This is a genomic window from Paraburkholderia sp. CNPSo 3274, from assembly GCF_024206475.1.
Lineage (GTDB): Bacteria > Pseudomonadota > Gammaproteobacteria > Burkholderiales > Burkholderiaceae > Paraburkholderia.
The window spans coordinates 13,166-33,884 of the sequence record NZ_JAMBPR010000013.1 but is presented as its reverse complement, the minus strand read 5'-3'; the positions used below and the strand labels follow the sequence as shown (position 1 = coordinate 33,884).

General features: G+C 66.5%; 14 protein-coding genes. 4 read left to right on the top strand and 10 right to left on the bottom strand.

Annotated elements, in window-relative coordinates; all coding sequences use genetic code 11:
- Together M3I54_RS11330 and M3I54_RS11325 are read left to right on the top strand one after the other, a co-directional pair.
- The gene (locus tag M3I54_RS11330; RefSeq protein WP_254335844.1) at window positions 1–3,123 is read left to right on the top strand and encodes an MdtB/MuxB family multidrug efflux RND transporter permease subunit; all 3,123 of its coding nucleotides are present in this window, start codon (window positions 1–3) and stop codon (window positions 3,121–3,123) included.
- Window positions 3,124–3,127: 4 nt separating this feature from the next.
- Window positions 3,128–6,427, top strand: a complete 3,300-nt coding sequence (locus M3I54_RS11325; RefSeq protein WP_254335842.1) for an efflux RND transporter permease subunit — start codon at window positions 3,128–3,130, stop codon at window positions 6,425–6,427.
- Between the two features lie 51 nt (window positions 6,428–6,478).
- Here M3I54_RS11325 and M3I54_RS11320 read toward each other — a convergent pair whose 3' ends face one another.
- The 5 genes from M3I54_RS11320 to M3I54_RS11300 form a co-directional block, all read right to left on the bottom strand.
- Entirely contained in the window at window positions 6,479–6,742 is a 264-nt protein-coding gene (locus M3I54_RS11320; protein WP_254335840.1) for a hypothetical protein, read from the bottom strand.
- Window positions 6,743–6,785: 43 nt separating this feature from the next.
- Window positions 6,786–7,328: an outer membrane protein assembly factor BamE gene (locus M3I54_RS11315; protein ID WP_254335838.1), complete on the bottom strand. Its 543-nt coding sequence runs from the start codon at window positions 7,326–7,328 to the stop codon at window positions 6,786–6,788.
- Window positions 7,329–7,475: 147 nt separating this feature from the next.
- Window positions 7,476–7,943: a hypothetical protein gene (locus M3I54_RS11310; RefSeq protein WP_254335836.1), complete on the bottom strand. Its 468-nt coding sequence runs from the start codon at window positions 7,941–7,943 to the stop codon at window positions 7,476–7,478.
- A gap of 139 nt (window positions 7,944–8,082) precedes the next feature.
- The gene (locus M3I54_RS11305) at window positions 8,083–8,646 is read right to left on the bottom strand and encodes a peroxiredoxin (protein WP_254335834.1); all 564 of its coding nucleotides are present in this window, start codon (window positions 8,644–8,646) and stop codon (window positions 8,083–8,085) included.
- A gap of 162 nt (window positions 8,647–8,808) precedes the next feature.
- A complete protein-coding gene (locus M3I54_RS11300) occupies window positions 8,809–10,107 on the bottom strand; it encodes an EAL and HDOD domain-containing protein (RefSeq protein WP_375542126.1) in 1,299 nt (432 codons plus the stop codon).
- 516 nt (window positions 10,108–10,623) lie between these two features.
- On the opposite strand from M3I54_RS11300, the gene M3I54_RS11295 reads away from it, so the two are divergent.
- Complete coding sequence (locus M3I54_RS11295) at window positions 10,624–12,588, top strand: bifunctional diguanylate cyclase/phosphodiesterase (protein WP_254335832.1); 1,965 nt, start codon at window positions 10,624–10,626, stop codon at window positions 12,586–12,588.
- A 48-nt stretch (window positions 12,589–12,636) separates the two neighbouring features.
- On the top strand, window positions 12,637–14,079 hold the full coding sequence (locus M3I54_RS11290) for an HDOD domain-containing protein (protein WP_254336006.1): 1,443 nt from the start codon (window positions 12,637–12,639) through the stop codon (window positions 14,077–14,079).
- 64 nt (window positions 14,080–14,143) lie between these two features.
- Here M3I54_RS11290 and M3I54_RS11285 read toward each other — a convergent pair whose 3' ends face one another.
- The 5 genes from M3I54_RS11285 to astD all read right to left on the bottom strand — a co-directional run bounded on the left by M3I54_RS11285 (window position 14,144) and on the right by astD (window position 20,717).
- Complete coding sequence (locus M3I54_RS11285; protein WP_254335830.1) at window positions 14,144–15,529, bottom strand: EAL and HDOD domain-containing protein; 1,386 nt, start codon at window positions 15,527–15,529, stop codon at window positions 14,144–14,146.
- Window positions 15,530–15,850: 321 nt separating this feature from the next.
- Entirely contained in the window at window positions 15,851–16,651 is an 801-nt protein-coding gene (locus tag M3I54_RS11280) for an ABC transporter substrate-binding protein (RefSeq protein ID WP_254335828.1), read from the bottom strand.
- Between the two features lie 216 nt (window positions 16,652–16,867).
- Window positions 16,868–17,920: a succinylglutamate desuccinylase gene (gene astE / locus M3I54_RS11275; RefSeq protein ID WP_254335826.1), complete on the bottom strand. Its 1,053-nt coding sequence runs from the start codon at window positions 17,918–17,920 to the stop codon at window positions 16,868–16,870.
- On the bottom strand, window positions 17,904–19,244 hold the full coding sequence (gene astB, locus M3I54_RS11270) for an N-succinylarginine dihydrolase (protein ID WP_254335824.1): 1,341 nt from the start codon (window positions 19,242–19,244) through the stop codon (window positions 17,904–17,906). The genes astE and astB overlap by 17 nt, the downstream gene beginning before the upstream one ends.
- Before the next feature lie 9 nt (window positions 19,245–19,253).
- Window positions 19,254–20,717, bottom strand: coding sequence for a succinylglutamate-semialdehyde dehydrogenase (gene astD, locus M3I54_RS11265; RefSeq protein ID WP_254335822.1), 1,464 nt, complete (start codon window positions 20,715–20,717; stop codon window positions 19,254–19,256).
- Window positions 20,718–20,719 lie beyond the last annotated feature (2 nt).

Below are 20,719 nucleotides of genomic sequence, written 5' to 3'. Positions count from 1 at the left end.
ATGAATCCATCCCGCGCCTTTATCCTGCGGCCGGTCGGCACGGCGCTGCTCATGGCGGCGATCATGCTGGTCGGCCTCGTCGCGCTGCGCTTTCTGCCGCTTTCCGCCCTGCCCGAAGTCGATTACCCGACCATTCAGGTGCAGACTTTCTACCCGGGGGCGAGCCCGGACGTGATGACGTCCTCGGTCACTGCGCCGCTCGAACGTCAGTTCGGGCAGATGCCGTCGCTCAACCAGATGTCGTCGCAGAGTTCGGCGGGCTCTTCGGTCATCACGCTCCAGTTCAGCCTCGACCTGCCGCTCGACGTGGCCGAACAGGAAGTGCAGGCCGCCATCAACGCGGCCGGCAACCTGCTGCCCTCGGACCTGCCCGCGCCGCCGATCTACGCCAAGGTCAACCCGGCCGACGCGCCGATCCTCACGCTCGCGATCACCTCGAAAACGCTGCCGCTCACGCAGATCCAGGATCTCGCCGACACCCGCCTCGCGCAGAAAATTTCGCAGGTGGCGGGCGTGGGCCTCGTGAGCCTCTCGGGCGGCCAGCGCCCGGCCGTGCGCATCCAGGCGAATCCGCGTGCGCTCGCGGCCTACGGCCTGAATCTCGACGACCTGCGCACGAGCATTTCGAACCTGAACGTCAACACGCCCAAGGGCAACTTCGACGGCCCCACGCGCGCCTACACGATCAACGCGAACGACCAGTTGACCGACGCCGACGCGTATAAAGACGCCGTGATCGCCTACCGCAACGGCCGCCCCGTCATGCTGACCGATGTCGCGAACATCGTGCAGGGCGCGGAGAACACCAAGCTCGGCGCGTGGGCGGACGGCACGCCCGCGATCATCCTGAACGTGCAGCGCCAGCCGGGCGCGAACGTGATCCAGGTGGTGGACAGCATCAAGGCGCTCTTGCCGCAGCTGCAGGAAGCGCTGCCTTCTTCGCTCGACGTGCAGATCGTCACCGACCGCACGACCACGATCCGCGCCTCGGTGCGCGACGTGCAGTTCGAACTGCTCATGTCGGTGGTGCTCGTGGTGCTCGTGATGTACCTGTTCCTCGCGAACATCTACGCCACGATCATTCCGAGCCTTTCGGTGCCGCTCTCGCTCATCGGCACGCTCGCGGTCATGTACCTGTGCGGCTTCTCGCTCGACAACCTGTCGTTGATGGCGCTCACCATCGCGACAGGTTTCGTGGTGGACGACGCCATCGTCATGATCGAGAACATCGCGCGCTACGTCGAGGATGGCGAAACACCGCTCGAAGCGGCGCTAAAGGGTTCGAAGCAGATCGGCTTCACCATCATCTCGCTGACGGTGTCGCTCATCGCCGTGCTGATTCCGCTGCTCTTCATGGGCGACGTGGTGGGCCGCCTCTTCCACGAATTCGCCATCACGCTCGCCGTGACGATCGTGATCTCGGCCGTGGTCTCGCTCACGCTCGTGCCGATGATGTGCGCGAAGATGCTGCGCCACACGCCGCCGCCCGAAAGCCACCGCTTCGAGGCGCGCGTGCATGCGTTCTTCGACTATGTGATTGGCCGCTATGGCGTGGCGCTCGAATGGGTGCTCGCACGCCAGCGCCTCACGATGATCGTGTTCCTCATCACGCTCGTGCTCACCGGCATTCTCTACGTGATCGTGCCCAAGGGCTTCTTCCCCGTGCAGGACACGGGCGTGATCCAGGCCATCACACAGATGCCGCAGTCGGTGTCCTATGCGTCGATGGCCGAGCGCCAGCAGGCGCTCGCCGCGGAGATCCTCAAGAACGAGAACGTCGAAAGCCTCACCTCGTTCATTGGCGTGGACGGCACCAACATCACGCTCAATAGCGGCCGCATGCTCATCAACCTGAAGCCGCGCGACGACCGCAGCGAAACGGCGAGCGAGATCATCCGCGACCTGCAAAAGAGCGTGGCCCACGTGCCCGGCGCGACGCTCTACATGCAGCCGGTGCAGGACCTCACGATTGACTCGACCGTGAGCCCGACGCAGTACCAGTTCATGCTCACCACGCCGAACATCCAGGACTTCACGACCTGGGTGCCGAAGCTCGTGCAGTGTTTGCAGCAACTGCCCGAACTCGCGGATGTGGCGACCGACCTGCAGGACAAGGGCAGCTCCGTGTTCATCGAGATCGACCGTGTGAGCGCGGCGCGCTACGGCATCACGCCGGCGACCGTGGACAACGCGCTCTACGACGCCTACGGCCAGCGCATCATCTCCACGATCTTCACGCAGTCGAATCAGTATCGCGTGATTCTCGAAGCCGATCCGATTCTTCAGCACTACACCGACGCGCTGAATTCGATCTACCTGCCCTCCTCCACCTCGACCACGGGCCAGGTGCCGCTCTCGGCCATCGCGAAGTTCCACGAGCGGCCCGCGCCGCTGCTCGTCTCGCATCTCTCGCAGTTCCCGGCCACGACGGTCTCGTTCAATCTCGCTCCGGGCTCCTCGCTTGGCGCGGCGGTGAAGGCGATCCAGCAGGCGGAAAAGGACGTCGGCCTGCCGGGCTCGTTCCAGACGCGCTTCCAGGGCGCGGCGCTCGCGTTCCAGGCGTCGCTTTCCAACGAGCTGTTCCTGATCCTCGCGGCCATCGTCACGATGTACATCGTGCTCGGCGTGCTGTACGAGAGTTTCGTGCATCCCATCACGATTCTCTCCACGCTGCCATCGGCCGGGATCGGCGCGCTGCTCGCGCTCATCCTGACCGGGCACGATCTCGACATCATCGGCATCATCGGCATCGTGCTGTTGATCGGCATCGTGAAGAAGAACGCCATCATGATGATCGACTTCGCGCTCGAAGCCGAGCGCCACGAAGGCAAGCCGCCGCGCGAGGCGATCTACCAGGCGTGTCTGCTACGCTTCCGCCCGATCATGATGACGACGATGGCAGCGCTGCTCGGCGCCGTGCCGCTGATTCTCGGCTACGGCGCGGGCAGCGAGCTGCGCCGGCCGCTCGGCATCGCGATTGCGGGCGGTCTGATCGTGAGCCAGGCGCTCACGCTCTTTACGACGCCTGTGATCTACCTTGCGTTCGACCGGATCGCACAGCGTCTGCGCCAGCGCTTCGGCGGCGGTTCGCAAGGCGCGTCGTCGTCTTCGCCGGAGAGCTGACGCGATGAATCTCTCGCGCCCGTTCATCTCGCGCCCCGTCGCGACCACGCTGCTCGCCATCGGCATCGCACTGGCCGGCCTCTTCGCGTTCACGAAGCTGCCGGTCGCGCCCTTGCCGCAGGTGGACTTTCCGACCATCTCCGTGCAGGCCACCTTGCCGGGCGCGAGCCCCGAAACGGTGGCAACCAGCGTGGCGAGCCCGCTGGAGCGGCACCTCGGCTCGATCGCCGACGTCACGGAGATGACCTCGCAAAGCTCAGTGGGCAGCACGCGCATCACGCTGCAATTCGGCCTGAACCGCGACATCGACGGCGCGGCGCGCGACGTGCAGGCGGCGATCAACGCCGCGCGCGCCGACCTGCCCACGAGCCTGCGGCAGAACCCGACCTACCACAAGGTCAACCCCGCCGACGCGCCGATTCTGATTCTCGCGCTCACCTCGCCCACGTTGAGCGCGGGCCAGCTCTACGACTCGGCGGCCACGGTGCTCCAGCAGTCGCTCTCGCAGGTGGACGGCGTGGGCGAAGTCGACGTAAGCGGCTCGGCGAATCCGGCCGTGCGCGTGGAGCTGGAGCCGCACGCGCTCTTTCACTACGGCATCGGCCTCGAAGACGTGCGCGCGGCGCTCGCCTCGGCCAACGCCAACAGCCCGAAGGGTGATATCGAATTCGGCCCGCAGCGCTTTCAGCTCTACACCAACGACCAGGCGAGCAAGGCGAGCCAGTACAAGGACCTCGTGATCGCCTACCGCAACGGCGCGGGCGTGAAACTCTCGGACGTGGGCGAAGTGGTCGACTCGGTGGAAGACCTGCGCAACATCGGTCTCGCCAACGGCAAACGTTCCGTCCTCGTGATCCTCTACCGCCAACCGGGCGCGAACATCATCGAGACCGTGGACCGCGTGGTCGCCATGCTGCCGCAGCTCAAGGCGTCGCTGCCCGCCGACGTCGAGGTGGTCCCGACCTCCGACCGCTCCGTCACGATCCGCTCCTCGCTCAAGGACACCGAGCGCACGCTCTTGATCGCCGTGGCGCTCGTCGTGATGGTGGTGTTCCTGTTCCTGCGCAACTGGCGCGCGACGCTCATTCCGAGCGTGGCCGTGCCCATCTCGATCATCGGCACCTTCGCGGCGATGTACTTGATGGGCTTCTCGCTCGACAATCTCTCGCTGATGGCGCTCACCATCGCGACAGGCTTCGTCGTGGACGACGCCATCGTCGTGCTGGAGAACATTTCGCGGCATATCGAAAACGGCGTGCCGCGCATGAAGGCGGCGCTGCTCGGCGCGCGCGAGGTGGGCTTCACGGTGCTCTCGATCAGCGTGTCGCTCGTCGCCGTGTTCCTGCCTATTTTGCTGATGGGCGGCATTGTCGGGCGATTGTTCCGCGAGTTCGCACTCACGCTTTCGCTTGCCATTGCGGTGTCGCTCGCCGTCTCGCTCACGCTCACGCCGATGATGTGTTCGCGCCTGCTCCAGGAGGCGCACGAGAAGAAGGAGGAAGGCCGCTTTGCGCAGTGGCTAGAGCGCGGCTTCCTGCGCTTGCAGGGCGGCTACGAGCGTACGCTCGGCTGGGCGCTGGCCCATCCGTTCGTCATCCTGCTCACGCTCGTTGCGACCATCGCGCTGAACGTCGCGCTCTACGTGGTCGTGCCCAAGGGCTTCTTCCCGCAGCAGGACACGGGGCGCCTCGTCGGCGGCATCCAGGCCGACCAGGCCACCTCGTTCCAGGCGATGAAGGTGAAGTTCTCCGAGATGATGCGCATCGTGCAAGCGAATCCGGCGGTGGAATCGGTCGCGGGATTTTCAGGCGGGCGCGCGACCAACTCGGGCTTCATGTTCGTCTCGCTCAAGCCCAAGAGCGAGCGCAAGCTTTCCGCCGATGAGGTGATCGCGCAGCTGCGCGGGCCGCTCTCGAACGTGACGGGCGCACGCACCTTCCTGCAGGCGGTGCAAGATATTCGCGTGGGCGGCCGGCAGTCGAACGCGCAGTACCAGTTCACGCTGCTCGCGGACAACACCACCGACCTCTACAAGTGGGGGCCGAAGCTCACCGAGGCACTGCAGGCGCGCCCCGAACTCGCCGACGTGAATTCGGACCAGCAGCAAGGCGGCCTCGAGTCGATGATCAACATCGACCGGCAGAGCGCCGCGCGGCTGAACATCACGCCTTCGCAGATCGACAACACGCTCTACGACGCGTTCGGCCAGCGTCAGGTCTCGACGATCTACAACCCGCTCAACCAGTACCACGTGGTGATGGAAGTCGCGCCGAAGTACTGGCAGAGCCCGACCATGCTCAACGAGATCTGGGTGAGCACCTCGGGCGGCACGGCGAGCGGCGCGCAGAGCACCAACGCAACGGCGGGCACGGTGACTGGCCCGACCACCGCGTCGACGGGCGGCACGGCCGCCACCACGGCTTCGAGCGCCGCGGCCATCGCCGGCGACTCCGCGCGCAACCTCGCGACCAACTCGCTCGCCGCGAGCGGCAAGTCGAGCGCGTCGTCGGGCGCGGCCGTCTCCACGTCGAAGGAAACCATGGTGCCGCTCTCGTCGATCGCCTCGTTCGGCCCCGGCACGACGCCGCTTTCGGTGAATCACCAGAGCCAGTTCGTGGCCTCGACGATCTCGTTCAACCTGCCGCCCGGCAAATCGCTCTCCGACGCTACCCAGGCGATCTACGACACGATGGCCGAGATCGGCATGCCCGCGACGATTCACGGCAGCTTCCAGGGCACGGCGCAGGCGTTCCAGCAGTCGCTCGACAACCAGCCGCTCCTGATTCTCGCGGCGCTCGCGGCCGTGTATATCGTTTTGGGCATTCTGTACGAGAGCTACATCCACCCGCTCACGATTCTCTCCACCTTGCCCTCGGCGGGCGTGGGCGCCCTGCTCGCGCTGCTGCTCTTCAAGACGGAGTTCAGCATCATCGCGCTGATCGGCGTGATTCTGCTGATCGGCATCGTGAAGAAGAACGCGATCATGATGGTGGACTTCGCGATCCAGGCGTCGCGTGAGGGGCTGAGTTCGCGCGATGCGATCTATCAGGCCTGCCTGCTGCGCTTCCGGCCGATCATGATGACAACCTGCGCGGCACTGCTGGGCGCGCTGCCGCTCGCGTTCGGGCGCGGCGAAGGCGCGGAACTGCGCGCGCCGCTCGGTATCTCGATCGTGGGCGGGCTGATCGTGAGCCAGATGCTCACGCTCTATACGACGCCGGTGGTGTACCTGTACATGGACCGGCTGCGCGTGTGGTGGGATGCGAAGCGCGGGCGCGCGGCGCCCGCTGCGCAGGTGGAATGAGTGAGCGTTCTTGCAGTAGAAAACGGCTGAAGCGTGGCTTCAGCCGTTTTTTTATGCCCGCGCGCTTCGAGGCCGAGGCTGCTGCAAATGCGCAGGCAGACAACGCACGATCAGATGCAGCACCAGCGGCACGATGATGCCGTCGTCCACGACGCCGGCCAGCGGTAGCGCAATATTGAACGGGTCGAGCGCATAGAGCCCTAGCAACGCCGTGGCGGGCATTAGCCACACCGGGCGTTCCGGCTGGCGCAGCGCGTGCCACAGTACGCGCGCATCGCCCTTCACCACATTCCATAGCAACGCGATACGTTTCATCTGCTTCCTCCTTGCGGTTCGCGCGATAAGTGCGCTCGCCGCCTCAATGCTGCTCGTGGCCCGGTGCGTCCGAGCGCGACGTCCTGATCACGAGCCCATCCGGCGCAAAATGGGCGTTGAACATGCCGTCCCCCGCCACGCCGCCTTCGGCCCAGTGCCAGCTCCACACTTCCTCGTGGCTCAACGCATACTTTGCCACGGTGGCCGGCTTGCCGAGCAGGCGCCGCACTTCGTCCTGCGGCATGCCCGGCACGACCTGCGCGATATTCTGCGCCGTGAGCGCCTGGGTCATCGCCACGAGCTTGCCGTTTGCGTCGAAGTCAAGCATCCACGTGGTGAGGCCGTTGGGCCCGCGCGGGTATTCCAGGCGCTGCGCGCCGTCGTCGTCCTCCCAGACCATTTCGGGCTTGCCCGCCTGCTGGCGTACGTCCTCGACCGTCGAAACGCCGATACGCAGGCCGCCGAACGCCATCGAATCGGGTTTGATCGCGTTGACCGCATCGGCGACTTTTTGCTGGTCGCACGCCGCAAGCAGCGTGGCGCAGACGGCGATCAAGGCCGCTGCGATCCAGGTTTTTCGTGACATATCCAGTTTGCGTTGGCGGGCAAGACTGCCGGGAAGTTGTTAGGACAGCGGTGCGTCCGGAACGTTCGGCTGAGCTGCGGCGGACGCCACCAGGCGGCGATTACGAAGCGTCCTCCGACTAACGCCCGTACGGAGCGGTTGCCACGATCACAGCTTCTGCGCAATCGCGAGCCTGAAAATGCGCGCCCAGCGCTTCGCTTCGCGCTCGCTTTGCATCGGCAATTGCCAGAGCGGGCGCTTAGGATCGGCCACACGCAGCGCCACGTGCCAGCCGTTGGCGTCGCGCGCCGGTTGCGCGCCTTGCAGGTCGGCGAAGATATACGCGCCACGCGCGCCGCCCTGCGTCAGCTCGCAAAAGCGCTTGCCCGCCGCGAGACGGGCCTCGCCCCACGCGCCGGCCACGCGGTGCGTCCAGTCGCCTTCGCCGCGCACATTGGGCGCCACTTCGCGTATATGGCGCCACCACCAGGCGATGAGCGCGACGAACAACGCCGCGGCAATCACGGCTGCGCCCACGGCAACGCCCGTGCCGAAGTGCGCCGTGATGGCGTTGAAGGACCAGTACGCGCCGTAGACGAGCGCGGCAATGGCAAATAGAACGACGATGATCGGCATGCGGGTATTCCGTGCGGCAGGAGAGAAATGCCAGGACAAACGCGGAGGGACGACCGGGAATGAGCGCGACGAGGCCCGCGCGCGTGGCGGGCCTCGTTTCTTGCTGGGGGTCGCGATGACTCGCGATAACGCGCGAAAGCTACTGCTGCGGATGCTGCGCGGCCCATTCCTTCACGGCGCGCAACGTGTTCGCCACATGCTGGTCCGGCGACAGGCTCGTGTATTCGTAGATGATCTTGCCGTCCGGCGCGATCACATACGAAACGCGATTGGCCATCGACTCGTGCATCGGCATCGACGCGTCGTACGACTTGATGATCTTCGAGTCTTCGTCGGCGGCCACCGGGAACTTGCTGCGGCACTCGCTCACCGAGAACTTGGTGAGCGTCTCGATGTTGTCGTGCGAAACGCCGATCACGGTCGCGCCGTACTGCTTGTATTGATCGACCGCTTCAGCGAATTCGTGCGCCTCGATCGTGCAGCCCTTCGTGAACGCGGCCGGATAGAAATACACCACCACCGGCCCCTTCTTCAGCTCCGAAGCGAGCGAATAGGTGTAGGTCTTGCCACCCAGCGATGCCTGGGTCGTGAAGTCGGGTGCAGCGTCGCCCGGCTTGAGTGTTGCCTGTGCAGACAGCGTAAAGAGCGCAAGCCCGGCGCAGACGAGCGCCGCGGCTCCCGCCGCAAAGAACCTCGGTTTCATGTCAAATGCCCTCGAGTTGAATCGCCACGTCGGCGCGCGTTTTGCCCGCGGGTCTTGCCCATCATGCAAATGAGACGCATGACGCCGCGGCGATACCAATATTGGATCACACAATTGCGGCACTCGCAGCGCGCGCCCCGGCGCAAGGCTTACAACCTGATTTCAACCCTCGGCGTAGGCCGTGAACCACGCTCCGGCCCACAGGTTCAACTCGCCGAGCAGCGGCGGCGTGAGCGCGTTGAACATGCCGCCCGCCTCGCGCGCGAGGCGCTGCGCGCCATCGTGATCGCCGCGCTCGGCGGCGGTGGCGATGCGCAGCAGCGTGCCGAGTTCGCCGCGATGACCATCCACGGCCTCGACGATCTCGCGCGCGAGGCCGAGACGATCGAGCGTGTGCTCGGGCGTCGAGCCCACCAGCACGTGCACGAGCGAGAAGATGCCGGTCATGAAGGCGGCATCGGCGAAATCGGGGTCCTGCGGGCTCAGGCTGCGCGCGGCAAGCTCCATGAAGTGCGAGCGCGTGCCCGCGAGCTGCACGAGCGGGTCCGAGCCCCAGGGCAAGTCGCGTCCGCTCGCGTAGAGCAGCAGTTGCGCCCAGCGCGCGATCTGGCGCGTGCCCGCCGCGAGCACCGCTTCGCGCAGCGACGAAATCGGCCGCCCCGGTGAGTACGCGCTCGAATTGACGAGACGCAACAGTTGCACCACTACGCCCGGGTGGCTGCGCAGTTCGCGCTCGAGTTCCGCCGTGCCGACGTCGTTGGCCACCAGCGCGAGCAGGCGCACGAGCGCAAGGCGTGACGACCGCACGCGCGGCGCGCGCAGCACCTGCGGGCGCGCGAAGAAGTAGCCCTGAAAAAGCTCGAAACCGAGCGACGAGGCCAGTTCGAAGTCCTCACCCGTCTCGACCTTCTCGGCGATCAGTGTCTTGCCATGCGCGGCGAGGCTCGCGACCAGCCCCGGCAGCGCCGCGCGCTCGGTCTGCAGCAGGTCGACCTTGATGATGTCCGCGTAAGGCAAGGCGCGCAGCAGGCTCTCCGTGATCTCGCACACGTCGTCGAAGGCAATGCGGTAGCCGGCGCGGCGCAGTTGCGCGAGACGCTCCAGAACCGCGGCGTCGAAGCGCACGTGTTCGAGCACCTCCAGCACGAAGCGGCCCGGCGGCAGCAGATGCACGATGTCGTCGAACAGCAACTCGCGGCTGATGTTGACATAGCCGTAGTGACGGCCGAGCACCGCGGGCACACCGAGCTGGCCGATGGTGCGCGTCATCACCTGGGCCGTGGCGAGCGCGTCGTCGTCGACGTCCGCGCGGTTCTGCGCGCCGCCGCGGAACAGCAGCTCATAGGCGTTGAGCGCGCCATTGCGATCGAGAATAGGCTGCCGCCCGAGATAGACGAAAGGCTGCACAGCGCCCGAACCCGCGCCGGGCGCAGCCTGCGCCGGCTCGCGAGAAGGCGGCACGGGCGACGGCTCAAGCGACGGATCAGAGGTCTGCGGCGCGGACGCGGCGCCCGGCTGCGAACCGGTTGATGACCCGGGCGCAAGGCCGGGTTGCGAAGCTGACGGCATAGATGGCGCGGAACCAGGGGTGCCCCTGCCCGCATCGTCTCGCGCAGCCTCGCTTGCCGGCGCGGCAAACGCTGACGATGAATCGGACATGGCGGATGACTCGTACGGATGGAATAGCCGGTAATTGCCGCCGACGCGCCGAGCCGCCCCTGCGGCCGGCAAGACGGGCGCTTTACGCGCGCCGACCCATCGCGCATGGCGAACGGCGTCTCGACCGGCGCCACTTTAACCGAATCTGGACGCCACCGCACCGCTCTCCCGTCACGTTTATGCGTTAGGTGTTTTTTCCGTCGCCGCCGCTAAAGATTTCCCGCCCGAGGTCGATAACTTGCTCTGATGGGCGGCTTCAGCCGGACATGGAAACCGGCCGGGACGCCACAGACAAACAAAGGGTTGCCAGCGACAGACATGGAAGCGAACAGGATCTCCGCGCCCCGCCAGGGCTGGTTGCGCACGGTCATTGACCGGTTCTATGCGCTTGCCGGCCTGAAGGGCATTGCCGGCGACCCGCCCATGCCTTGCGACGCGGACGCACCGCCTGCCGCACACGCACGGAACGCAGCGCAAGCAGACGACGACGAAGGCGCCGCACCGCTCGTGCCCCCGTCGCCTCCCGCAGCCGGCCCCGACTACGCCGACGCCACTTCGCGCTCGTTCGAGAACACGGCCGCCGCGGTGGATTTCCTCGTGCACGTGGACGCCAGGCTGCACTTTCTCTACGTCTCCGACGCGAGCCTGCGCTTTGCGGGTTATCACCGCGAGTTCCTGCTCGGCGCCACGCTCGCCGACATCGTGACGCCCGAGCATCACGAGCGCCTCGAGGCGCTCATCGCGCGCGCCGCGCACAGCGGCGCCGTGGAAAAAGATACGGTCGATCTCGTCAAGGCGCTCACCTACCCGCTTCCCGTGGAACTGCGCGTGCAGCGCGCCCAGTATGGCGAGACGGCCGGCTTCGCCGTGGCGGGCTTCGACGTCTCCGGCTGGCAAGGCACAGAGGCCGCGCTCACCCACGCGCTCCATCACGATCCGCTCACCGGCCTGCCCAACCAGACTGCGCTCGCGCCCGCGTTGCAGCGCGCCCAGGCCGACGCGGACCATTTCGGCGTGCCGGTGGCGCTCGTGCTGCTCGACCTCGACGACTATCAGCGCGTGAACCGCGCACTCGGCTACGATGCCGGCGACGAGCTGCTGCGCGAGACGGCGCGGCGCCTCACCCACCTTGCGCTGCAGGGCGAAATGATCGCGCGCATCGGCAGCGACGAGTTCGCCATTCTGATCACGCCGCAACGCCACGCCGCGCCGGACGACGTGCGCGGCGCCGCCGAAGCGCTCGCCCGGCGTCTGCTCACCTCCATCCTGCAGCCGTACTCGTTTCGCAACCAGCCCGTGCACCTTTCGGCGAGCATCGGAATTGCGTTCCATCCGGACCAGCGGCCGGATGCATCCGGTGCGAGCGACGCCGATACCGGCGCCGACACCACGCCGCTCATCCGCCGCGCGGACCAGGCGCTCCAGCAGGCCAAGGCGATCGGCGGCAACACGCTAACGTTGCACGTGCCCGTTGACGATCCCACCGACGCCATGCGCCTGAAGCTGGAGTCGGACCTCTACGACGGTGTGCGCAACGGCGAATTCTCGCTACACTTCCAGCCCATCACGAGCAGCGCGTCGCGCGGCGTGGTCGGCGTGGAGGCATTGATCCGCTGGCAACATCCATTGCACGGTCTCGTGCCGCCTTCAACATTTATTCCCCTTGCGGAATCGGTCGGCCTGATTAATTATCTCGGCAATTGGGTTTTGAAGGCTGCCTGTATGCAACTGACCCAATGGGACGAGCAAGGCATCGAGCTGCAGTACGTTGCGGTCAATGTCTCGCCCCAGCAGTTCCGCAATCCGCGTTTCAGGGAAAGTGTCGAGGAGGCGATCGAGCTCACCGGAGTCGATCCGTGCCGGCTCGTGTTCGAGATCACCGAAAGCCTGCTCATGCACGATCCGCAGCATGCGAAAACGCTGCTCGAAGAGCTCACCTCGCTTGGCATTCGCTTCGCGGTGGACGACTTCGGCACGGGGTATTCGAGTCTTGCGTACCTGCAGCGCTTCCCGCTCTCGAAGCTGAAGATCGATCGAAGCTTCGTCGAGAACCTCATCACTTCGCGCAACGATCAGGCGATCGTGAACGCGGTGGTGGGGCTCGCGCGTACGCTCGATCTCGAGCTCGTGGCCGAGGGCGTGGAAACGGAGGCGCAGCGCGAACTGCTGACGAACATGGGTTGCGAGCATATCCAGGGATGGCTCGTCTGCAAGGCGCTGCCTTCAGAAGAATTGCAGCAGCGCTTCGTTTCGGGTGCGTTGCACGTGCACGAGGTGCAATGATGCGGGCATCGCAAACAGCAGGGCTTTCGCGAAATTGACATGGTTCAGATGGTAAAGGCCGTCCTGCTAGACCGCTTGTGGGCCCGCATGAATGAACGCGGGGACTTCCCCTTGCTGTCACAATCGCTGCGCACCACGGTCGCGGCGATGACGAATGACGACTACGATTTCAGCGCGCTCGTGAAGGTCGTGCTCTCGGATTTCGCGCTCACGCAAAAAGTGCTGCGTCTCGCGAATTCGGCCATGTACATGGCGTTCGGCGGCAACATCACGACCGTCACGCGCGCGCTGATGGTCCTTGGCATGGACGCGGTCGGCCATCTCGTCGTCGGCCTGAAGATCGTCGATCACTTTCACCACAGCGCGCCGCGCCGCATCGACGCCAAGCTCGAACTGAACCGCACCATGCTCTCGGGCTGCGTCGCGCGCAAGCTCACCGAGCACGGCGACCTGCGCGCGGGCGAAGAGGCCGTGGTCTGCACGCTCATGCGCCAGGTGGGAAAGCTGCTCGTGGTGTTCTATCTCGAACCCGAGTGGGACCAGATCCGCCGCGAGATCGCAGAAGGCTCGAGCGACGACGAGGCCTGCCTCGAAGTGCTCGGCGTCACGTTCGAAGAGCTCGGCCTCGAAGCCGCCACGCGCTGGCGCCTGCCCGACACGATCCGTGCGGGCATGCGCCACTACGACCCGGCCGACAAGGAACCGCGCGACGTGCAGTGGCTGCGCGCCATCACCAACTATTCGACTGAAGTCGCGCGCGTGCTGACCACGGCGGGCCTCTCCGAGGAGATGCGCGAGACGCATATCGCCGAACTTGCGCAGCACTACGGCCGCGCGCTCTCGACCGATGCCGATGTGCTCGTGCAGATGAGCCTCGCGCTCGCGCGCGAGGAAGCCGAAGACGGCGTCATGCGCGAAATCGTCGAATTGCGCGCCAACGCCGACGCCATCGCCCGCGAAGCGCTCGATCCCGAGGCGCGCATTGCGGCCGGCGTCGAGGATCTGCGCGCGCTGCCGGCCGACAGCGCACTCAGCACCGCCCTTACACTCGCAACCGAAACCGTGCTCGCGGGCCTGGGCTTCGCACGCAGCGTGGTGTTCGTGCGACGCGGGGCGAACATGTTCGAGGCGCAGCACGGCTTCGGCCCGCATATGGGCGATGTGCTGCCCAAGCTCTCGTTTTCCGCCGCGTTCCAGCCCGACGTGTTTCACCTCGCCATCGCGAACAAGGTCGGCATCTTCATCGAGAATGCGCGCGATGCGAAGATTCTCGCGCGGCTGCCCGGCTGGTATCGCTCGAGCTTCGACGACGCGCGCGCGTTCGTCCTGCTGCCCGTGGGCGCGCCTGGCGTCGAGCCCGTTGCGCTGATGTACGGCGACTGGCTCGTGAACCAGGAGCCGCGCCGCATTTCACAGAAAGAGATGAGCGCGTTGAACGATCTCGCGCAGCAACTCGCGCGCTTCTTCACGCCCGTTGCGCAGACTGCCTGACGCTCGACTGAGTCTCAACTGAGCTGGGGCGCACCGCATCCCTTCGCGGCACCGCCCCGCCCGCTCAATCTTCGATCCGTTCCAGCCCCTCGTCTTCCGCGTCGCGGCCGGACGTGCCCGCCCATTCCGCGGCCGTGAGCGAGATAGCCGCGACCGTCGCGGCGTCGAGTGGCTCGAGTTGCGCGCACAGTGCATCGACGCGGGCCCAGTCTGCGCGCTCCAGCGCCTCGGAAAGTTCGAGCAGCCTCCCGAGCGCGCCCTCGCGCTTCACGATCGCCGTGCGGATCGGCTTGGCCAGCGTGAGCACTTCGAGCGTGCTTTCGAGCGGGCCGCCGAACACCGCCTCGACGAACGAGAACACCCCCACGAGGAACGCCGCGTCTTCCTCTTCGAGGTGCGCGTGGGCGAGCTGCGTCACCGCGGTTTCCATGAAGCGCGCACGCGTCGCCACGAGTTGCAGCAGCGGGTCGTCTTCGGCGGCGATCTTGCGGCCGTCCGCGTACAGCAGCAGCTGCGTCCAGCGCGCGATAGCGTTCGTGCCAGTCGCATTGATCGCCTCGCGCAGCGTCGTCACCTTGCGGCCGATGTTCATGCTTCCCGAGTTGGCAAGCCGCATCAGATGCATCACGAGCACGGGGTTGAGCTTCAGCTCCGCTTCGAGCTGCGCGACGGTGGGCTCGGCCGCAAGCAGATGCAGCAGGGTCAGCAGCGCCTGGCGCGGCGCGCTGGAGCGGCGCGCGCCGCCGTGCGGTTTCGCAAAGAAGTAGCCCTGGAAGCGGTCGAAGCCGAGGTCGTGCGCGCGCTGATAGTCTTCCTGGGTCTCGACGCCCATGGCCACGAGAAGCTTGCCCGCCGACTTCATCACGCTCACGAACTTCGGCAGCACCGTGGGCGCGATCTCGCGGATATCGATCTTGATCGCGTCCACATAGGGCAGCAGTTTCGCGAGCGACTCATCCGCCTTCGACACATGGTCGAGCGCGAAACGGTAGCGGCGACGGTGCAGCTCGACGAGCCGCGCAATCAAATCCGGGTCCGCGCCGATGTTCACGGGCAACTCGAGCATGACGCGCTCGGGGCTCACACGCAGCAGGCCGTCGTGAAAAAGCGCGTCGCGCGTCATGTCGAGCCAGGCTGGATGGCCCGCAAGCGAGGCGTGCAAGGCGGACGCGGCGAAGCTTTTGAGGAGCGCGGAGCTCGTGGCGGAAGGTTTGGGCGTCAGGCCCGAGGCCTGGTCTTTGGCGGCCGCTTCGGCCTCTTGCCCGAGTTCAGCGCTCTCGCGCCGGTCCACGAGGCGCGGCAATGTCTCGAACGCGCAGAGGAGGCCCTCCCGGTCGAGCATCGGCTGGCGCGCGAAATACACGTCGATGGGCGGGCCGGCGTGTTCCGGCGGCTGCGTGCTGCCCGCGACTCCTGTCGTCTGCGGCCGGTCTGCGGCGTTGAAGCTCATGGGGTCCCCCGCGCGGCGCCGCGCGCATGGCGGCGCCCTGGTCTTGTTTCTTGGCATGCCGCAACCGTTTGCGCTTCGCACACATGGCGCGCCGGACGCGGCACTTTCTTACCTCGATTTTATCCTGGCAAGTAAGGCGCGGAAATGAAGTTCTGCGCGATCCGCGGGAATTTTTTGTAGTTTTTGCCGTGCCCCGCCCGTCGCCGGCACAGCGTTACCGCTCGACGCACGAACGATTTGATATGCAATCCGAAGCAAAGGCGCAAAAAAAACCGACCGGCTGGATTTCGTCCAGCCGGTCGGTCTATCGGTACGGGCCGATTACTTGAGCACGACCTTCACGTCGAAATACTTCGCTGCGATGCGGTCGATCGTGCCGTCCGCCTTCAGGTCCTTGAGCGCGCCGTTCAGCGCGGCCTTGAGCGCCGCGTCGTTCTTGCGCACACCGTAGCCCACGCCCTCGCCGAGCAGCCTGACGTCCACGACCTGCGGGCCCGCGAACGCGAAGGCCGCGCCCTGCGGCTTGTTCAGGAAGCCCCTGGAAGCGGCTTCGGCGTCCAGAAACGAGGCGTCGAGGCGCCCCGAAACGAGGTCCGCGTAGATCTGGTCCTGCGTCGGGTACGGCACGACGTCCACGCCCGCGGGCGCCCACTTCGCTTTCGCGTAGGTTTCCTGGATCGTGCCCTGGAGCACGCCCACGTGCTTGCCCTTGAGCGACTCGGGCGTGGGCTGCAGCGTGCTGCCCTTCTTCGCGATCATCTGGTTCGGAATCGCGTAGATCGGGTCGGTGAAGTCGATGGCCTGGCGGCGCTGGTCCGTGATCGACATGTCGGAATTGATCGCGGCGAACTTGCGCGCCTGCAGCGCCGGAATCAGGCCGTCGAACGAGTTTTCCACCCACACGCACTTTGCCTTGAGCTTCGCGCAGACGGCATTGCCCACGTCGATATCGAAGCCCTGCAGTTCGCCCGCGGGCGACTTCGATTCGAACGGCGCGTACGACGCCTCCACGCCAAAGCGAATTTCCTTGATATCGGCGGCGTGTGCGGCACCTGCCGCGCCTGCCGTCATGGCGGCCGCGCAGAATGCGAGCGTTGCCAGCTTGTTCCAGTTCTTCTTCATCAGTGTCTCATTCCAGTCAGATTGGGTGCGCCAGCGAAGCCCCTTCATACCGCTTCGTCGTTCGATTCGTCGCTAAACAAAGGCTTCCTGGCGCCGGCGCAGGATCGCTGCTCCAAACACACGGCTCAATCGCGCGCACCGAGTGTGGTGCGCCGCAGCAACCGCGAGGGCAGCGATTGTACCGCGATGGCGCCGGCGCCCCGCCGCGGCAAGCGCTCAGGCGAGCGCGGCGAGCGTCTCCCGGGTCGTATCGACGACGAGCAGGCCCGCGCGCAAGCCAGGCTTCACGCCGGGATTCGGAAACACGATGCGCTCCTCGTCGTGCTGCACCACGTAGCGGTAGGCGCCGTCTTCCGCCAGCACCTCGCCGCGCTGGAACGGGGTGAAGTTGGGCACGTCGGCGGCCACGTTGAGCTTGAGCGCCGCACTCTGCTTCGTGATCTGGCCAATCACCGTGAAGATGCGCGGCATCTGCGCACCCTTTGGCAACGATATTCCCCCCGCCACGAGACGGCGCACGGCGGCATCGGCACCGGCGAAGCGCGCCAGGTCGTTCTGGCCGAACGGACGCACCTTGCCAAGTTCGAGCGTGCAGGCGAGCGCTCCGCACGTCTCGGCCGTGAACGACGACAAGGTTGCGCCCCTCTCGGTGTGGATCAGCACGGCCGCGATGCGCGCGTCGGCGAGCCATTCGAGCATCGCGCGGGCAGGCGGCTCGCCCGTGTGCGGCAGCAGCGCGAACTGCTCGAACGCCGAAGCGCGGATCGCCGTATGCATGTCGAGATGCCAGCGCGCGAATGGCGCATCGGCGGAACTCGCGGCCTTCGCGAAGAAGCGCTGCGCCGCCGCTTCGAGCGCCACGGCGCGCGGCGCCTCGCGGCTCGCCGGCACGCGTGCGTGGCGGCCGCCGAACAGGCGGTTGAGGTCGTCGTCGAGATAGCGCTCGCCAGCGCGCATCGCGCCTGCGTTGCCGAGCACCGCGAGCACGCGGCAGGCTAGCGTCGCGCGGCCCGCCGCAATGTCGGCCACGAGCTGGGAGAGCAGTTCGATCGGCGCCGTCTCGTCGCCGTGCACGCCCGCCGAAAGCAGCACGCTGCGCGTCGTATCGTCAACGCGTGCCGGTTCCAGTTCCAGCACGCCCTCGTCGAGCCATTGCCAGCGCACGCCGCCCGCGCATTCGCCGCGCGCCGCTTCGGGCGTGGCTGGGCGCGCGCCCGCCAGCGTGTACGCAAGAAAGTCCTCGAGCGGGCGATCAGCGCTGGAAGTCATAGAGCGATCCGAGGCCGAGAATCTGAGTGAGTTCGTCGAGTGCCGTACGCGACTCGACGAGCAGCACCGGATCGGTCAGATCCTGCGGCGCGAGCCGGTCGCGATAGTGCCGCTCGATCCAGCCGTCGAGGCGCGTGAAGAGCGCGTCGTTCATCCACACGCCGGGCGCCGTCGCCGCGCGCTCTTCCTCGCTGAGCACCACGCGCAGACGCAGGCACGCCGGACCGCCGCCGTTCTTCATGCTCTCGCGCAGGTCGAACACGAGCACTTCGTCCACCGGCCCGCTGCTCGTGACCAGTTCGTCGAGGTAGACCGCCACGTGCGGATTCTCGCGGCATTCCTGCGGCACGACAAGAATTTGCGTGCCGTCCGCGCGGCTCAGCAACTGGCTGTTGAAGAGATAGGACGACACCGCGTCAGCCACGCTCACGCGCGCTTCGGGCACTTCGATCACGTGGAACGGCGCGTCGCGCGCTGCGAGCTTCGTGCGCAGTTCGTCGTAGACCGCCCTCTGGTCGACGAACGCGCGCTCGTGGCAGAACAGTGTGCTGCGGTTGCCCACGGCGATCACGTCGTTATGAAACACACCGGCGTCGATCACGTCCGGATTCTGCTGCGCGAACACCGTGCCGGCATCGGTCAGGCCGTGGCGCTGCGCAATGGCGCGGCTCGCCTCGAACGTCTGCCGCGCCGGGAAGCGCTTGGGCTCCGGTCCACGACGGTATTCGCTGCGCCCGTACACGAAGAACTCCACGCCGCGCTCGCCATACTGCGCGCTAAAACGCGTATGGTTGGCCGCGCCTTCATCGCCGAGCGCAGGCGTGCCCGGCAGCGCCTCATGCACGACAAAGCGCGACGGGTCTGCGAACACCGTGGCGAGCGTGCGGCGCGTGGCCTCGTGCTCGATCGCGCGATGCAGCTTGCTGCACAGGTTCGCGGGCGTGAAATGCACACGCCGGTCAGGCGTATCCGCCGAAGGGCTCACCGTGGCCGCATTCGCGGTCCACATGGCCGACGCGGAGCTGGCCGCCGCGAGCAGTTCGGGCGCGTCTTTCGCGGCGCGCGCAATCGCTTCGGCATCCTTACCGCCGAAGCCCAGTTCGCGCAGCAGCCGCATGGACGGCCGCTCCTGCGGCGGCAGCACGCCTTGCGCGAAGCCGAGGTCGGCAAGCCGCTTCATCTTGCGCAAACCCTGTTGCGCCGCGGCGCGCGGGTTTGCTACGGACTTCTCGTTGCTCTGCGAGGCGACGTTGCCGAACGACAGCCCGGCGTAGTTGTGCGTGGGGCCGACGAGTCCGTCGAAGTTGGCTTCAAGGGTTTGCATCGTCGTTCCTTAGAAGTAAAGACCCGGCGAAACGCTCGCGGGCATCTGCAGTTGCACGCTTTCCACCGACGCCATCGGGTAGGCGCAGTAGTCGGCGGCGTAGTACGCGCTCGGCCGGTGGTTGCCCGAGCGGCCCGCGCCGCCGAACGGCGCGCCGCTCGACGCGCCGTTGGTTGGCCGGTTCCAGTTCACCACGCCCGCGCGGATCTCGCGCGTGAAGCGCTGCCACAGCGCTTCGTCGTCGGCGAGCAGGCCCGCCGAGAGGCCGTACGCCGTATTGTTGGCCTGCGCAATGGCGTCGTCGAAACCCGCGTAGCGGATGACCTGCGCGAGCGGACCGAAGTGCTCCTCGTCGGGCAGATCGGCCACGCCTGTTACGTCGAGTATCGCCGGCGTGACGAAACCGAGCGCCGGATCGCGCTGCGCCATCGGCAGCAAGGCGCGTGCGCCGCGCTCGAGCAACAGCGCCTGCGCACTCATCAGCTTGCCCGCCGCGCGCGCCGAAATCACGGCGCCCATGAAGGGCTGAGGTTCGGCGTCGTACTCACCCACCGTAATACGCGAACTCACTTCGACGAAACGCGCAAGGAAGCGCTCGCCGAATGCGTCTGCGGGCACGAGAATGCGGCGCGCGCACGTGCAGCGCTGCCCCGCCGAAAGAAACGCCGACTGGATCGCGTGATGCACGGCTGCGTCGATATCCTCGACCGGCGCGACGACGAGCGGATTGTTGCCGCCCATCTCCAGCGCGAGCACGATCTCGGGCCGTCCGCCGAACTGGCGATGCAGCAGCGTGCCCGTGTCCGAACTGCCCGTGAAGAAGAGCCCGTCGATCTGTCTGTGATTCGCAAGCGCAATGCCTGTGTCGCGCTCGCCCTGCACGAGGTTGAGCACGCCCGCGGGCAAGCCCGCTTCGCGCCAAAGTTCGACCGTTACGCGCGCCACTTCGGGAGCGAGTTCCGACGGCTTGAACACGACGGCATTGCCCGCGATCAGCGCCGGCACGATATGGCCGTTGGGCAGATGGCCCGGGAAGTTGTACGGACCGAACACGGCGACGACGCCATGCGGGCGATGGCGCAGCACTGCCACGCCGTCGGCCATCGTCGCGCGTTTCTCGCCGGTGCGCTCGCCATAGGCGGTGATCGAAATGGCGACCTTCGCGGCCATCGACGCCGCTTCGGTACGCGCTTCCCAAAGCGGCTTGCCGGTCTCGCGGCCGATGGCCTGGGCGAGCGTTTCCTTCTTTTCGGTGACGAGCGCGGCGAAGCGCTTTACGATCTCGCAGCGCGCTTCGAGCGGCGTTTGCGCCCACGCGGCGAACGCGCGGCGCGCGGCGCTTACGGCGCGATCGACGTCTTCGGCGCTCGCGGCATTGCCGCTCCACACGGTCTCGCCCGTGCCGGGGTTGCGCGAAGCGAACGCGGGGCCCGAGGCCGCGCACCATTGTCCATCGATGTAAAGCTCGTTCATGG

What these genes read in the sequence shown, in the direction of transcription:
- M3I54_RS11330 (WP_254335844.1), top strand. Translation starts at nt 1, where the DNA reads ATGAATCCATCCCGCGCCTTTATCCTGCGGCCGGTCGGCACGGCGCTG.
- M3I54_RS11325 (WP_254335842.1), top strand. Translation starts at nt 3,128, where the DNA reads ATGAATCTCTCGCGCCCGTTCATCTCGCGCCCCGTCGCGACCACGCTG.
- M3I54_RS11320 (WP_254335840.1), bottom strand. Translation starts at nt 6,742, where the DNA reads ATGAAACGTATCGCGTTGCTATGGAATGTGGTGAAGGGCGATGCGCGC.
- M3I54_RS11315 (WP_254335838.1), bottom strand. Translation starts at nt 7,328, where the DNA reads ATGTCACGAAAAACCTGGATCGCAGCGGCCTTGATCGCCGTCTGCGCC.
- M3I54_RS11310 (WP_254335836.1), bottom strand. Translation starts at nt 7,943, where the DNA reads ATGCCGATCATCGTCGTTCTATTTGCCATTGCCGCGCTCGTCTACGGC.
- M3I54_RS11305 (WP_254335834.1), bottom strand. Translation starts at nt 8,646, where the DNA reads ATGAAACCGAGGTTCTTTGCGGCGGGAGCCGCGGCGCTCGTCTGCGCC.
- M3I54_RS11295 (WP_254335832.1), top strand. Translation starts at nt 10,624, where the DNA reads ATGGAAGCGAACAGGATCTCCGCGCCCCGCCAGGGCTGGTTGCGCACG.
- M3I54_RS11290 (WP_254336006.1), top strand. Translation starts at nt 12,637, where the DNA reads ATGGTAAAGGCCGTCCTGCTAGACCGCTTGTGGGCCCGCATGAATGAA.
- M3I54_RS11285 (WP_254335830.1), bottom strand. Translation starts at nt 15,529, where the DNA reads ATGAGCTTCAACGCCGCAGACCGGCCGCAGACGACAGGAGTCGCGGGC.
- M3I54_RS11280 (WP_254335828.1), bottom strand. Translation starts at nt 16,651, where the DNA reads ATGAAGAAGAACTGGAACAAGCTGGCAACGCTCGCATTCTGCGCGGCC.
- astE (WP_254335826.1), bottom strand. Translation starts at nt 17,920, where the DNA reads ATGACTTCCAGCGCTGATCGCCCGCTCGAGGACTTTCTTGCGTACACG.
- astB (WP_254335824.1), bottom strand. Translation starts at nt 19,244, where the DNA reads ATGCAAACCCTTGAAGCCAACTTCGACGGACTCGTCGGCCCCACGCAC.
- astD (WP_254335822.1), bottom strand. Translation starts at nt 20,717, where the DNA reads ATGAACGAGCTTTACATCGATGGACAATGGTGCGCGGCCTCGGGCCCC.